Origin of the sequence: Microbacterium sp. MYb64 (genome assembly GCF_002979495.1) — a bacterium.
Classification (GTDB): domain Bacteria; phylum Actinomycetota; class Actinomycetes; order Actinomycetales; family Microbacteriaceae; genus Microbacterium; species Microbacterium azadirachtae_A.
Window position 1 is genome coordinate 78,695 of the sequence record NZ_PCOW01000016.1, and the last position, 15,091, is coordinate 93,785.

The window sequence follows — 15,091 nt, forward strand, 5'->3', positions numbered from 1 at the left end:
CCCGTCTACACGCCCATTCCTTGTCGAAGGCCCGGTGATGATCTGCGAGAGCGGATCCTCCGGGCCTTCGTCCATCCTGCGCCGCGTAGGCTTGGGGGGTGACTGAGTCCCCGACCCGCCGTGCCAGCCTCGAAGTGCTGCGCGCTGAAGCGGCGGATGAGCTGGCCGTTCTCGTCCAGGAGCGGCTGCTCGGGGGAGAGGACCCCTGGGCCTTCATGGAGGAGCTGCCCAGCGTCGACGAACTCGTGGTCTTCCTGCTGCGGGCCGACGAGATCGTCGAGAGCGGTGGAGTCCGCCCGGACGAGGCGGGTAACTTCGATGTGCTCCGTCGGATCGCTCTCGACTACCCGGAACTCACGCCGATCGTCTGGGGCTTGCTCGGGGATGGCCCGAAGTACCGTCGGTGGGACCTTCTCGCAGACGACGCACGTCCCTGATCCGGGTTCGGCGACGTTTCACGTGAAACATCGCGTGCACTCGAGTGGAGGTAGCCATCGTCGAGAACGCGCTCTCTGCTCGCGGGGGGATACGTCCGACTCTGCGGATCTGCTTGGGGAGCCCAGCAGCGCCTGTGATTCGCGATGTCGTCAACGGGGATCCGCTCCCGGCGGGCCGCACTCCGAAGAGGCGAAGACAGTGCGACGCGCGGTGATCAGGTGGACCGGCTCCGCGATCGTTCTGATCGAGATGCCAACGGTGGTCTTCACGTTTCACGTGAAACGCTCGATCCGAGGACGCGGGATCCATGGAAGGGGGAGCGTCACGGGGAACCACGCGTTTCACGTGAAACATCGCCCGAGGAACGACGAAGCCCGCCCTCCCGAAGGAGAGCGGGCTTGGAAGCCGTCGTCGGGATCAGCCGAGGAAAGCGGCCAGATCCTGCTCGAGCGCGAACTTCGGCTTGGCGCCGATGATCGTGGTCTTGACCTCGCCGCCCTGGAAGACCTTCATCGCCGGGATCGACGTGATCTGGTACTTCATGGCGAGATCCGGGTTCTCATCCACGTTGAGCTTGAGGATGGTGATCTTGTCGCCGTTCTCGGCCTGGATCTGGTCCAGGACGGGCGCGACCATGCGACAGGGACCGCACCACTCGGCCCAGAAGTCGACCAGAATGGCGCCGTCGGCCTGAAGCACGTCCTGCTCCCAGGTCGCCTGGCTGGTTGCCTTGGCAGTCATGATTCTCCTTTGTGAAAGCGTGAGACGCTCAGAGGCGTCAACAGTGAGAGGGGCTGAAGTGTTCCCGGAGGCTAGACCAGGACCGACTCGGCGGAGGTTCCGTCCGAGAGGGCCGCGAGGAAGTGCTCCACGTCCAGCGCCGCGACGGTGCCGGATCCTGCTGCCGTGATCGCCTGGCGGTAGGTCGGGTCGATCACGTCGCCGGCCGCGAACACGCCGGGAACAGAAGTGCGCGAGGTGCGCCCATCGACCCAGATCGTTCCCTCAGCGGTCAGGTCGAGCTTGCCGTGCACGAGGTGCGTGCGCGGGTCGTTCCCGATCGCGATGAACAGGCCATCGACGGGGAGGTCGGTGGTGGTGCCGTCGACCGTGTTGCGCAGGCGCACCCCGTTGGTCGCGTCGTCGCCGAGGACCTCCTCGACCGCGCTGTTCCAGATGAACTCGATCTTGTCGTTCGCGAAGGCCCGCTCCTGCATGATCTTGGAAGCGCGGAGCGAGTCCTTGCGGTGGATGATGTAGACCTTCGAGGCGAACTTCGTGAGGAAGGTCGCCTCCTCCATGGCAGAGTCCCCGCCGCCGACGACGGCGATCGTGCGCTCGCGGAAGAAGAAGCCGTCGCAGGTCGCGCACCAGGAGACGCCGTGGCCAGAGAGGCGCTCTTCGCCGGGGATACCCAGCGTGCGATACGCGGATCCGGTCGCATAGATGACGGACGAGGCCTCGAGGACCGTGCCGCTGCCGAGGGTGACTTTCTTGATCTCGCCGTCGAGCTCGAGTTCGGTGACGTCGTCGTAGAGGACCTCGGTGCCGAACTTCTCGGCCTGCTCCTGCATCTTGGCCATCAGGTCGGGACCCTGGATGCCCTCGGGGAAGCCGGGGAAGTTCTCGACCTCGGTGGTCTTCATCAGTTCGCCACCGACCTCGACCGAACTCGCCACGAGAACCGGATTCAGGTTCGCGCGAGCCGCGTAGATCGCCGCGGTGAATCCCGCAGGTCCCGAACCGATGATGATGACCTGTCGCATTGCTTCTCCTTGCTGTCGCACGCTTCAACACATGGTACCGGCGCGGCATTCCGCGGAGCTGGGCGAGCTGACGTCAGTCGGCGGTGACGTCGACGACGCGGGTCTCGCCGAAGACGGGGGAGAGGGCTCCCGCCGACAGCGCGGCGAGGTCATCGACGAGCACAGTCCGGTTGGAGAGCGGGATCCAGAGCGTGAACGACGCCGAGGATCCGTATGAGACCTCGACGAACGAGGATCCGTGCGCGCCGGCCCAGTCCCGGAGACCGTTGTCGATGCGTCCCGCGTCCGCGTGCGGCACGTCGACGCGCGCTTCGAGAAGCTCGCGACGATGCAGCAGTACGGACTCGTCTAGAGCGTCGGAGACTGCCGTCGAGTAGGCCCGGATCAGCCCGCCCGCACCGAGCTTCACGCCGCCGAAGTACCGGGTGACGACGGCGACCACGTCGGTGAGTCCGCGGCGTCGCAGCACCTCGAGCATCGGGATCCCCGCCGTGCCGGAGGGCTCGCCGTCATCGGAGGACCGCGCCTGGTCACCTGTCACACCGGTCACCATCGCGGTGCAGTTGTGGCGCGCATCCCAGTACTGCCGACGGATGGATCCGATGACCTCGTCCGCTTCGGTCGCGGACCGCACGGGAACCAGGTGGGCGATGAAGCGCGACTTCTTCACGACCAGCTCACGCGTGACCGGAGCGGCAATCGTGTCGGGGTAGGAGCGTGTCATGACAGCGTGCGGGCGGCGGTGCTCATCGGGACGGCGCGAAGCGCCGCACGAGGCCCTTCAGGGCGTCCAGCTCCGGAGCGCGCAGCAGGGCGAGCAGGCCGATGTAGACGACGAGGACCACCGCGGCGATGATGAGGCAGCCGATCGCAGCCGGGATCCGGTCCGCCGTCGTCCATCCGTGTGCGCCGCCGAGGAGGAGGAATACTCCCCAGCCTGCCGCGGCGGAGGGGATGGCGGCGAGTACGAATCGCCCCAGGGCGAGGATCCACTTGCTCGTACCGATGCCGTTGAGACGACGGTGGAGGAGCACGGTCGCGACGGTGGTCTGCAGAATGCTGGCAACGGACTGCCCGAGCGCCAGCGTCGCCGCCAGTGCCGACAGGGGGACGATGCCCGCGTCGTGGAGGAGCTGGGTGCCGAACGTCGTGGCTGCGATGAGGACGCACTGGAAGATCGTGAAGAAGAACGGCGTACGGGTGTCTCCGAGCGCGTAGAACGTGCGCTGCACGATGAAGAGCACGGCAAGGGGCAGGAGTGCGACCAGGTAGCCGACGAGGACGAGGGCCGCGGACTGGGCCTCGTTGCGATTGTCGGTGAAGATGCGCGAAGCGGGGACGGTCGCGGCGACCACGGCCGCGAGGGCGCCGGTCAGGAAGAAGCCGAGCGCTCGGATGCTGCGGCCGATGTCGGCGCGCAGCTCGTCGACGCGTCCGGCATGGGCATGCTCGCTGAGCTGCGTGAAATAGGGAGTTCCGATCGACAGCACGATCACCGAGTAGGGCAGCATGAAGATCAGCCAGGCGTTGTTCATGACGGTGAGCGAGGCCCCGTCGCCTGATGCCGCAAACGCGACGCTGTGTTGGTAGAAGCCGGCAATGAGGCTAGACAACGCCATCAGCATGGTCCAGCCCGCGAGTTTTCCGACGTTGCCGAGACCGACTCCGCGCCAGCGGAAATCGATCCGCAGCGCCAGCTTCGTGCGCGGCCAGAACGCGAGCAGGACGCCCGCCTGCACGGCGATACCGAGCGTGGCGGTGGCGCCGAGCCAGGCGATGCGGTCGGCGGGCCAATCGGAGACCTCGCTCAGCGGCGTTCCGAAGAGGGATCCGATGATGAGGAATCCGACGATCGAGACCACGTTGTTGACCACCGGCGCCCAGGTGAAGGGCCCGAAGATCTTGCGCGCATTCAGCGTTTCGCCTATGAGGGCGTAGAGGCCGTAGAAGAAGATCTGCGGCAGGCACCAGTACGCGAAAGCGAGGGCGAGCTGCTGTTGATCTGCACTCGTGTTCGCCTTCATGATGACGCTGACGATCCAGGGCGCCGCCAGCATCGCTGCGGTCGTGGCGGCGAGCAGCACCACCGTACCGGCGGTGAAGATCTTGGAGATGAAGGCGCTGCCGCCGTCCTCGCCGGCGACCGCCTTGACGATCTGCGGAACGAGCACTGCGGTCAGGAGGCCGGCCGAGATGATCGAGAACACGTCGTTCGGCAGCTGGTTCGCGAGCGCGAAGGCGTCTGGGGCCTTACCGACGGCCCCGATCACGCCGACCAGCACGATCGTGCGCAGCAGCCCGGTGACGCGGGACACCATCGTGCCCGCCGCGAGCAAGGCGCTGGCCCGGCCGAGGCTACTCATTCGTCTCCCTGTCCGCCGGAGCGGATCCGGCCTTCCCCTCTGCGAGGGTCTGTGCCTCGGCCTCGGCCTCGTCTTCGTCGGATCCTTCCATGCCTTCTGCGGCATGCTTCGCGGCAGCGGACTTGCGACGGCGGATCGTGCGGACGATCCCGGCACCGATGAGAAGCACGCCGAGGCTGCCGAAGACGATCAGGCCGATGGTCTCCCACTCCGCACGGATCGTGAGCCGCGCCGTCTGCGCCGGACCGATCGCGACGCCCGTCGGGCTCGTCAACGTCATGGTGAGCGTGAGCTCGGTGTTGGCCACATGCGACTCGAGAGGGAGGCGCACCCGAGTGGTGGTGCTCAAGGGCTGCGCCTCGACCTCGGTCGTCGCAGGCACATCGATGCGGCTGTCGCTGGAGGAGACGTGGAGCGTGACGCGGACCGGATACGGCAGGTCGTTGCGCACCCAGACCGGCACGTCGACCTTCGGGCTGATCAGGATCGGGTTCGACGGCTGGATCCCGACCGCACCCATCGTCTTCTTCGTCGCGTCGCGATGCGTCTTGAGCGCGGCGGCGAAGTCGTCGGGCGTCGTGTGCACGCCGACGCCGAGCAGGCGCATGTCCGAGATGCGCTCCCGCACGGTGAGGTCGGCGGGGCGCTGCAGGATCGTGGCGAACTCGGCCAGGCGGTCCGCGTCCTCGTTCAGGGCCGACACGGCGGCTGCGCGGTCCTCCGCCGACTCCGTCGAGACCGTCAGTTCCGCAGGTGCGCTGGACAGCACGCGGTCGAGCCGCCCGTCCTGTCCGCCGCTGAACGCGGTGACGGCACTAGATAGACCCTCCTCGGACCGCGCGTCGGCGCGGGAGAGCCCGGCGAGAACCGTCGAACCCGGAGCGTCGAACCACAGCATCGCGTTCGCCTCGGTCAGTGCCCCGCCGCGCGTCGCTGCGTCCGGTTCCTTGGCGGCGGCGCTGAGCGCCTCAGAGACGGCCTCGTCGCTGACCAGCACCGATGTCCCGCTCACTGCGCCGCGGGAGGCGACCGGCGCGCCCTTCGCTCCTGCGGTGAACGTCGTCGAGGGGAGGATCGGCACGGTACCCGCTCCGGACGCGCCGTAGTGCGACATCGTCGCGACTTGGTCAGCGGTCACTTGGCCGCGCGGCCAGAGGACGTCGGTGCGCGCGCCGGCGATCGCCGCCGGCGAGGCCGGGCTCTGCCCGGGCGTCGTGGTCGACGTCGGGGTCGGAGCGGGGGTCGTCGGCGTCTTGCCGCTGGGATTGAGGAAGGGCTCGAAGTCGTCGACGGCGAGAGGTGAGGTCAGTCCGGCCGCCGCCTGGGCTGCGGCATCCGCATCGCCGAACTGCAGTGTGAAACGCTCGTTGGGCAGGGCCTCGAGTCGCGCCAGCCACGCCGTCGCCGTCGCGGGCGCGCCGGCGCCGAGCACGCGGATCGCCGCCGGGATGGAGGGGTCGATCGCGAGCACCGCCGGAGTTCCGGCCACGCCGTTCAACTGCGCCGTGAGTGCGCCGGCGGGCGCGGTGAGAGCGGTGAGCTCGGCGGCGCTCAGCAGGTCGCCGGACGGGGCGGCGGTGATGGGCACGACCGTGACCACCGATGCCGGTGCTCCCTGTGCGACCACGAGGGCGCTGCGCGCGGGCACGGGAGCGGGCTCCTCCGCCGAGGCCGGGCTGGCCTGGAACCGGGCCTGCAACGGGTAGACGCCGGGTGCGAGCGCACCGACGTCCGTCGCGGGGACCACGACCTGGGTGCGCGAGGTTCCTTCCGCGTCCAGCACCGTGGTGCTCACATCGCCGATCGGGCTCAACGCGGGGGCGGCGCCGGATCCGTCCAGCCAGGCACCCACGGCCTGGCGGTCGCCGAGCGGGGTACGTCCGAGCTCCAGGTGCACGGTGCCCGCCCCGAGGCCGGTCGTGGCGTCGTTGCGGAGGGTGAGCGTCGCCGTCAGCGGCGCTCCGGATGCATAGGATCCGTTCGCGTCCGGCTGCAGGGAGAGCTGTACGCCCGCGTGCTGAGGCGTCTGCGTCGGACTCGGCGTGGGCGTCTCCGCTGCCGCCGCGGGCGATGCCGCGCCCAGGGGGAGCCCCAGACTCAGCGCGACGAGGAGTGCCCCGGCTGCACGGCGCAGGCGCCGTCGCAGGGGGGCGGGTTCGGTCTGAGTGAGAGTCATCGGGGATCCGTCGGGCGCGCAGGGCGCAGGGGAGTGCTGGCCCTGAGATTCTAGGCGGCGCGGCACGCCGATCCCTGGAGGCGGGCAGAGTGGGCGGCATCCCTCTCCCGTCGTCGGGTGCGCACGCGGTGTCGCGCGTAGGCTGACGCCGTGGTCCGACACCTCCTGCCCCGTCCCGATTCCGTGCTGTGCGCGGCCCTCGCCGCCGATCTCGACGCCGCCGACCTGCGTTCGGAGCCGTTGCGGGCCGCGTGGGGCGCGGAGGCCGACGACGCCCTCGCCCGCGGCATCCGCTCGCCGCTGCTGCGTGCGATCGAGGGCCGCACCGATGCGCTGGCCACGCTCGGGCGCCTGTTCGTGCTGGGCATGCCGCAGCCCGAGTCCGACGTCGCCGCGGCACTCCCGCGTACGGGCGCCGATGGGCTCGAGACTCTGGGCCTCGGCTATCGCGAGGACGGACGCGTGGTGCCGTCCGCCCTGATCCGGCCGCAGTCGTTCGTCGACGCCGACGGCGTCGGGGAGTGGTGGATCGCGAGCGACCTCGATGAACTCGCACTGCATCACATGGACGGGGGCGGCGCTCTGCCGCCCGACCACGTGCTCGGCGTCGGCGGCGCCTCTCGCACCCTCGCATCGCTCGTCATGCCCCTCGAGGTCGAGCGGGCACTGGATCTCGGCACGGGTTGCGGAATACAGGCGCTTCTCGTCTCCCGGCACGCCGGCACCGTCATCGCGACGGACATCTCCGCGCGCGCCCTCTCCTACGCCGAGCTCAACGCGATGCTCGCCGGTGTGCGCAACATCGAATTCCGTCAGGGCAGCATGTTCGAGCCGGTCGCAGGAGAGAGCTTCGGGCTCATCGTGTCGAACCCGCCGTTCGTGATCACGCCGCGTGGCGCCGGCGTGCCCGAATACGAGTACCGCGATGGCGGACTTGTGGGCGACGCGCTCGTCGAGGCGTTCGTCAGGCAGGCTCCCGCGCATCTCGTGCCGGGCGGATCCGCGCAGCTCCTCGGCAACTGGGAGTCCCTCGGCCCTTCGACAGGCTCAGGGACCGGGGTGCTCGGACTCCGGCGCCTGGAGTCGTGGATCGCGCCGGAGCTGGACGCCTGGGTCGTGCAGCGCGAGACGCTGTCGCCGCTCGGGTATGCGGAGCTGTGGATCCGCGACGGCGGCACGACGCCCCGCGACGCCGCGTTCGAGCCGCTCCTGGACGCGTGGCTGGCCGACTTCGCCGCCCGTGGCGTGACCGAGATCGGCTTCGGATACGTGCTGATCCGCAGACCCGCGGCGGTGGACGGAGCCGAGGCCGCGGCCAGCCCGCTCCGCCGCTTCGAGACGCTTCCGCAGCCCGTGACGAGCGTGGGCCGAGCGCTCCGAGATGGTCTCGCCGGGCACGACGCGCTCGCCGAGGGGATCCCGGATGTGCTGCTCGTGGCCGCGGATGTGACCGAGGCCCGCCACCACATGCCAGGGCAGGAGGCGCCGAGCGTGATCGAGCTGCGTCAGGGCGGGGGCTTCGGGCGCACGATCTCCGTCGACCCCGCGCTCGCCGGATTCGTGGGCGCGTGCGACGGCGATCTCAGCGTCACGCAGATCGCGGGCGCGCTCGCGGACCTCTTCGAGGTGCCGCTCGTCGACCTCTGGACCGATCTCGAGCCGCGCCTGCGCGCGCTCGTCACGGACGGCTTCCTGATCCCGGCCGACCGATGAAGAACACCGCGAGACTCCAACTGGGCGACGAGACTGCGCCCCAGAGCCGCAGTCTCGTCGCGGAGTTGGAGTCTCGCGGACCGATGACCAGGGAATGCTGGTGCGGATCCATGCGTTTGAATGAATCATGAAGGCTTTCGGATTCCTCTCCTTCGGGCACTATGCGAACGTGCCCGGATCCGTCACCCGCACGGCCGGGGAGATGCTGCACCAGACCATCGAGATCGCGCAGGGCGCCGACGAGATCGGTGTGAACGGCGCCTACGTGCGCGTGCACCACTTCGCGCGACAGGCGGCCTCGCCGATGCCGCTGCTGTCGGCGATGGCCGCGACCACGAAGCGCATCGAGGTCGGCACAGGCGTGATCGACATGCGCTACGAGAACCCCCTGTACTTCGCGGAAGAGGCGGCCGCCCTCGATTTCATCGCCGACGGCCGGATCGCCCTCGGCGTGAGCCGTGGCTCACCCGAGACGGCACTGCGCGGGTACGAGGCGTTCGGCTACGTCGACGAGGAGGATCGCGAGCGCGGCAGCGTGCTGGCCCGTGACAAGTTCGACCTGTTCCTCGAGGCGATCGACGGCGCCGGCATCGCGCCTGGCGATCCGCGCATGGTCGGGGAGGGCCGCTACCTCCCCGTGGAACCGCGTTCCGAGAGCCTGCGCGATCACATCTGGTGGGGATCCGGCTCCCGCGCGACCGCCGAGGAGACCGGCCGGAAGGGCCTCAACATGATGAGCTCGACGCTCGTCACCGAGGCAACCGGCCAGCCGTTCCACGAGCTGCAGCGCGAGCAGATCGAGCTGTTCCGCGCCGCCTACAAGGAGGCGGGCCACACCGGTACGCCCCGGGTGTCGGTGAGCCGCAGCGTCTTCCCCCTCATCAACGATCAGGATCGAGCGTACTTCGGGCTGCGCAGCGAGGAGAACGGCGACCAGATCGGCGTGATCGACGGGTTCCGCTCCACGTTCGGCAAGACCTACGCTGCCGAGCCCGACGTGCTCATCTCGCAACTGAAGCAGGACGAGGCCGTGATGGCGGCCGACACCCTCATGCTGACGATCCCGAACCAGCTCGGCCCGGAGTACAACCTTCACGTACTGCAGGCGTTCGCCGAGCACGTGGCGCCGGCCCTCGGCTGGAAGCCGAACACCGAGGGCCCGGTGCAGGGCGACCCGGTCTGAGTCAGGACTCATACGCCGAGGGGCGGGCATCATGACGATGCCCGCCCCTCGGCGTCTCCGCGTCCTTCTCAGCCCTCCTGGTCCGGCGGACCGAAGATGTTCTTCCCGTGCTTGTGCAGCAGGTTGTACGCATCCATGAAGGTCTGCGGCTGCTCATCGCCGGGCAGACCGTAACGTGCCAGCAGCAGACCGAGCAGACCCTCCGCCGGCGGAGTCAGCGGCTTCTTCGCGTGCGCGTGCGCGGGATGAGCCGCCTTCGACTCCGGATTCGGCGGCAGGAACCGGGACTGGGTGACCGGCCAATCCGAGGGGTGCCGGGGCTTGTCCAGGTTGACGACCTGGAACAGATCGTTCGCGGTCGCGTCTCGACGGGTCAGCGGCTTCAGGCCGTGCAGGCGGGTGAGGGTCGCGATGACGGATCCATGATGCATCTGGTCGTTGATGACGGTGCCCTTGCGCGTGTAGGCGGACACGGCGATCGCGGGCACACGGCATCCGAGCCGATCGAACGCGAAGCCCATCTCGCCTCTGCCCGCGTTGTCGGGCGGGGTGGCCTTGGGCGGTGCCACGTGGTCGTACGTGCCGCCGTGCTCGTCGAAGGTGATCAGCAGCAGCGTGTTGATCGCATTGGATCCCTTCGGAGACTTGCTCGTGCGGATCGCGTCGTAGATGTCGTGCACCAGGTCATCGCCGGCGCGCACATCGGAATAGGCGCTGTTGATCAGCGCAGTGTCCTCATCCGCCAGATCCGTCTCGCGGCGGCTGCCGAACGGCGGATGGAAGTCGTTGTGGTCGTAGATCATCCGCGGCTCGACGAAGGCGTACGCCGGCAGCTCGCCGTGCTCGACATCGGCGTAGAAGTCGTCCATCGTGCCGAAATGCTCGGTGCGCCAGAACTCCTCGAGCACCGGCGCGTGCAGGACACCGGTGAACGAGACCATCTGCACCTCGTCGAAGTAGATCTTCCAGCTGAGGCCCGCCTCCTCGAGGCGGTTGAAGATCGTCGGCGACTTCGGCGCGTCCAGCCACTTGGCGTAGTCGCCGCCCTCGTGGTTGGTGACCTGACCATGCGAGGTCGAGGCGTTGAAGAAGGAGCGGTTGCAGAAGGTCTGCGAGGGCACAGCGCAGAACCAGTGATCGAACACGGCGAACTCGCGGGCCAGGGTCGACACGGTCGGCAGCATCTCCGGCGAGAACGAACCCATGATGCGCGACAGCTCGTCCTGGGTCGGGGACTTGCCGTGCTTGAGACGCATGACGTTCACCATGTAGTCGGTGACGAAACCGGTCATCGTCGGCTCCGTGCCGGCGGCCGGCTCGTTGTAGGGGGCCGAGAGCCCCCCGTTGTAGAGCTCGGCGTTGCTGGCCGGGTCGATCGTGTTGTAGAGCTGCGTGTTGACGTGCGGATACATCTCGCCCGGATCCGGATCCGGCCAGGTCATGATGGTGTCGGTCGGACCCTCATAGACGTGCGCGTCGTAGCGCTGCCCGTCGAGCTCGTTGTAGTACTCCCCGAACGCCAGGCCCTCGAACGGCTGACTGTCGCGGGGCAGGTCATCCCGCGTGTAGAGGTAGCCGAGCAGGTTGTCGAAGGAGCGGTTCTCGCCCATGAGCACGACGATGTGGTCGAAACCCGGGGCGTGACGGGGCGCAAGGGCTCCGTAGTCGTCCATCGCCTCGTGGAACCCCTCGCGCTGGCCGAGGCCGTATCCGATCGCGGCGCCGCCGCCGCCGCCGACCACCGCACCGGCTGCGGTGAGGCCACCGATCCGGAGGAAGTCGCGACGGGAGCGGGAACCGCCCTGAGTGCCACCGTCCGCGCCGGTCTCCGTCGTGTCGGGCGTGCTCTCCGGCGCGTCGGCAGGCCCGCTCTCGGGCGCGGCGGACCCTGCGTCCGAAGCGGGGGAGTTCTTGCGTCTGTGCATGGCGCGATCCTACTGAGCCGTCGGGAGCGCGCTCGGGCGGTCGTCGTCGTCCTGGGGGATCGTCGGGAACGGCTCCTGGTCCGTCCACGGGGTATCCCTTAGACGGACCGCCCGCTCAGTGAGCCGTCGCGGAATGCAGGGCGATCAAGGCGCTGCGCGACGGGGTGCCGTACTTGCGCAGGATCTGTGTGGCGTGCACCTCGACGGTGCGGTGCGATACGCCGAGCTCTTCGCCGATCGCACGGTTGGAGAGCCCGCGCAGCAGACCCGTGAGGACGTCACGCTGGCGCAGGGACAGCGGCATCGCCGGTACGGGGGCGAGGCGTGGTGAGGAGGGTGCGGACAGGGGAGTCGCCATGGCCGCCGCGGCCCCTGCCCGCACCGCGAGGTCCGCGGCGAACATGTCCGTGACAGGGACCTCGTCGAAGCGTGACAGCGTTCGCGGACCGATCTCCCCGTAGGCGCGGGCGAGCTCCGCATCGACGCCGGGGGCACGTCCGAGGCAGGCTCGGACGTGCCCCGCGACGATGCCGGCGCCGGGCAGGATGAGCGGCAGAGTGGACGCGGTTCGCGCGATCAGTCGTGCGCCGGCGTCGAGGTCGCCGGCGACGACCAGCGCCGTGAGCTCAGAGACCGCGCGATGCGCCGCTCCCTGCGGGGACCAGCAGCGGTCCTCGCTCGCCGGGGACGAGAGCAGGGTCCGCGCGAGCAGGCTGTCGGCCGCGCGCGGATCATGGTAGGCCATCGCATAGACCTTCCCGAGCTGCATCAGCAGCATGCGATCCGCGGCGTTGCGGGTGGAGGCGACGAGAGTGCGGAAGATGAACTCGGTCTCCTCCGCGGAGTAGAGGGCGTCCGTCGGACCCGACTGCATCAGTCGAAGGGTGCGGGCCAGGTCGCTCGCCAGATCGTCGCTCGGATCGAGCTCGAGCGCACGGCGCACGCCTTCCTCGGCGTCGTCGAGGGCGCCGGCCCAGAACGCGCCGAGAGCCGCGGTCCTCCAGGCGCGGGCGGTGATGTCGCCGCCCGCCTCCGCAGCGATGCAGGCCACACGATGCGCCTCGGCGGCGGAGCCCGAGATCAGCAGCGCCTCGGCATGCGCGAGGAGGGGCACGGCAAGCTCCACGCGACGACGGTGGTCTGCGGCGACATGGTGCGGGGCGGCTGCAGGAGATCGTCCGCGGCGGAGTGCGGCGCGGGCGAGCGCCTCATGCGCCGCTCGCCGTTCGCCCCTCGTGGCGTCGTGCAGGACCTGAGACCGGATCCGCTCGTCGGCGAAGCGCGCACGTCCGCGGTCGACGCGCAGGAACCCCTGGGGGCGGCCGAACAGCAGCACGTCGATCTCGACTGCTGCGGCATCGAGCAGTTCGGAGAGTTGCACCTCGGGATCCAGTGCGGCGAAGAGGAGCACACGCAGCTCGGCCGTGCTCAGCTCATCCAGTGCTCCCGTCCTGGCGCTCGGCACCAGCGGCAGCGGATCCGGCAGGAGGGCGCTGCCGCGGAGCTGTTCCGGGGTCAGCACAGCGGCGATCTCTCCGATGATGCGCTCGTCCCCGTCGGCGTAGGCGGCGATCCGGCCTGCCACGTGTGGTGCGACCGCACGTCCGCCGGTCGCGATCCGCGCAATCCGCAGCGGCGTCGTCATGTGGTTCCTCCCATCGGGGTCCACTATCCCAGGAGTCGTCGTCGGATCCGGATCCGACCTCCCGGGATGAGACCGGAGCTGCGCGCACGGCACCCGCCGGGCGCGCCCCGGTACCCTGGAGACCATGCTCAACATGGCCGATTCCCTTGCGCGCCTGGGCGCCCTCGCCGAGAATCCGGTCGTGCGGACCCTGGCGACGGCGTTCGCCGAGGCCGGGTTCGACCTCGCCGTGGTGGGCGGTCCGGTGCGGGACGCGCTGCTCGGACGCCCCACGCACGATCTCGACTTCACCACGAACGCCCGTCCCGACGACATCCTCCGCATCGTCAAGCCGATCTCGACCACGCAGTGGGACATCGGCCGGGAGTTCGGCACGATCGGCGCCAAGGTCCCCTCGCCCGACGGCCCTTCCGAGCAGGTCGAGATCACGACCTACCGTGCCGACGCCTACGACGGCGTCACCCGCAAGCCGGTCGTCTCGTTCGGGGATGACATCGAGGGCGACCTCGTGCGACGCGACTTCACGGTCAACGCCATGGCGTTCCTGGTGCCGCAGCAGAAGCTCGTGGATCCGACCGGGGGAGTGGAGGACCTGCTCGTCGGCGTCCTGCGCACACCGACCACGCCCGAGGTGAGCTTCGGCGACGACCCGCTGCGCATGCTCCGCGCCGCCCGGTTCAGCGCGCAGCTCGGCTTCGGCATCGAGGAGCGCACGCTCGCCGCGATGTCGGAGCTGCGCTCGACGCTGAGCATCGTGAGCCCTGAGCGCATCCAGTCGGAGTTGATCCGCCTGCTGCAGTCCGACGATCCGGTGCGCGGGATCCGCGTGCTGGTCGAGACGGGGCTCGTCGACGAGTTCCTGCCCGAGGTGAGCGCGCTCCGGCTGGAGATCGACGAGCACCACCATCACAAGGACGTCTACGAGCACTCCCTGACGGCGCTCGAGCAGGCGATCGCGCTCGAGCACGCCCGTCACCCCGACGAGCCGGCCGACGCCGTGCTGCGTCTCGCCGTGCTGCTGCACGACATCGGCAAGCCGCGCACCCGCAAGCTCGAGGCCGGCGGCGTCGTGAGCTTCCACCACCACGACGTGGTCGGATCCCGGCTCGCCCGCAAGAGGCTGCAGGCGCTGCGGTTCGACAAGGAGTCGACCGACGCCGTGGCGAAGCTCATCGAGCTGCACCTGCGCTTCTTCGGCTACTCCGAGGGCGCATGGACCGACTCCGCCGTCCGTCGCTACGTGCGCGACGCCGGAGACCAGCTCGAACGGCTGCACATCCTCACCCGCGCCGATGTCACCACGCGCAACAAGCGCAAGGCGGGTCGCCTCGCCGCGGCTTACGACGACATCGAGACGCGGATCGCGACCCTGCGCGAGCAGGAGGAGATCGATGCGATCCGGCCCGAGCTCGACGGCAACGAGGTGCAGCGCATCCTCGGCATCGCCCCGGGCCGAGAGGTCGGCGAGGCATACCGGTTCCTGCTCGAGCTGCGCCTCGACGAGGGCCTCATCGGTCCCGAGGTCGCCGAGCAGCGCCTGCGCGACTGGTGGGCCGCGCGCGGCTGAGGCTCAGCGTGCCCTGACGACCAGCGGATCCGGGGCTTCTGGGATGCCGTTCAGCCGATCGCCAGGGTTGTTGCTGGTACGAAACTCAGTCGATTCAGGGGCTGGCGACCGAAGTCGCGGCCGTTGCCCCCGAATCGACTGAGTTCGACGCGCAGTCGGTCATGCACTGGACTTCGGCGGCCTCCTCGTGACGGGGGACTCCGTCGCCGCTGTCGCTGCGGTGTTCGCCGCGCAGTGCGGCTTCCACGAGGTGCGTGAGATCGATCGAGACGATCCGTGGCGCGGCCATCGCTCAGCCCGCCGGGGTCGGGGTCG

At 69.3% G+C, this 15,091-nt stretch carries 11 protein-coding genes; 4 read left to right on the forward strand and 7 right to left on the reverse strand.

The window, feature by feature from the left end:
- Window positions 1–98: 98 nt before the first annotated feature.
- Window positions 99–437, forward strand: a complete 339-nt coding sequence (locus tag CQ044_RS14175) for a tryptophan synthase subunit alpha (protein WP_105689053.1) — start codon at window positions 99–101, stop codon at window positions 435–437.
- A 418-nt stretch (window positions 438–855) separates the two neighbouring features.
- Here the strand turns inward: CQ044_RS14175 and trxA are convergent, their stop codons facing one another.
- From trxA to CQ044_RS14200, 5 genes are all read right to left on the reverse strand, one after another.
- Complete coding sequence (gene trxA / locus CQ044_RS14180; RefSeq protein ID WP_045271334.1) at window positions 856–1,179, reverse strand: thioredoxin; 324 nt, start codon at window positions 1,177–1,179, stop codon at window positions 856–858.
- Window positions 1,180–1,250: 71 nt separating this feature from the next.
- The gene (gene trxB, locus CQ044_RS14185; protein WP_045271335.1) at window positions 1,251–2,204 is read right to left on the reverse strand and encodes a thioredoxin-disulfide reductase; all 954 of its coding nucleotides are present in this window, start codon (window positions 2,202–2,204) and stop codon (window positions 1,251–1,253) included.
- 73 nt (window positions 2,205–2,277) lie between these two features.
- Window positions 2,278–2,928, reverse strand: a complete 651-nt coding sequence (locus CQ044_RS14190; RefSeq protein WP_105689054.1) for a YigZ family protein — start codon at window positions 2,926–2,928, stop codon at window positions 2,278–2,280.
- A 22-nt stretch (window positions 2,929–2,950) separates the two neighbouring features.
- Window positions 2,951–4,567 (reverse strand): murein biosynthesis integral membrane protein MurJ, encoded by a 1,617-nt coding sequence (murJ, locus tag CQ044_RS14195; protein WP_105689055.1) that lies wholly within the window; start codon window positions 4,565–4,567, stop codon window positions 2,951–2,953.
- Window positions 4,560–6,743, reverse strand: a complete 2,184-nt coding sequence (locus tag CQ044_RS14200; RefSeq protein ID WP_105689056.1) for a DUF6049 family protein — start codon at window positions 6,741–6,743, stop codon at window positions 4,560–4,562. Before CQ044_RS14200 ends, murJ begins: the two co-directional genes overlap by 8 nt.
- Before the next feature lie 150 nt (window positions 6,744–6,893).
- Between CQ044_RS14200 and CQ044_RS14205 the strand changes: the two genes are divergently transcribed.
- Window positions 6,894–8,456 (forward strand): methyltransferase, encoded by a 1,563-nt coding sequence (locus CQ044_RS14205; protein ID WP_105689057.1) that lies wholly within the window; start codon window positions 6,894–6,896, stop codon window positions 8,454–8,456.
- A 127-nt stretch (window positions 8,457–8,583) separates the two neighbouring features.
- A complete protein-coding gene (locus CQ044_RS14210; RefSeq protein ID WP_105689058.1) occupies window positions 8,584–9,639 on the forward strand; it encodes an LLM class flavin-dependent oxidoreductase in 1,056 nt (351 codons plus the stop codon).
- A gap of 68 nt (window positions 9,640–9,707) precedes the next feature.
- Here CQ044_RS14210 and CQ044_RS14215 read toward each other — a convergent pair whose 3' ends face one another.
- Window positions 9,708–11,564: an alkaline phosphatase family protein gene (locus CQ044_RS14215; protein ID WP_105689059.1), complete on the reverse strand. Its 1,857-nt coding sequence runs from the start codon at window positions 11,562–11,564 to the stop codon at window positions 9,708–9,710.
- 115 nt (window positions 11,565–11,679) lie between these two features.
- On the reverse strand, window positions 11,680–13,209 hold the full coding sequence (locus CQ044_RS14220; protein ID WP_181158329.1) for a helix-turn-helix transcriptional regulator: 1,530 nt from the start codon (window positions 13,207–13,209) through the stop codon (window positions 11,680–11,682).
- Between the two features lie 124 nt (window positions 13,210–13,333).
- Between CQ044_RS14220 and CQ044_RS14225 the strand changes: the two genes are divergently transcribed.
- On the forward strand, window positions 13,334–14,776 hold the full coding sequence (locus tag CQ044_RS14225; protein WP_105689061.1) for a CCA tRNA nucleotidyltransferase: 1,443 nt from the start codon (window positions 13,334–13,336) through the stop codon (window positions 14,774–14,776).
- Window positions 14,777–15,091 lie beyond the last annotated feature (315 nt).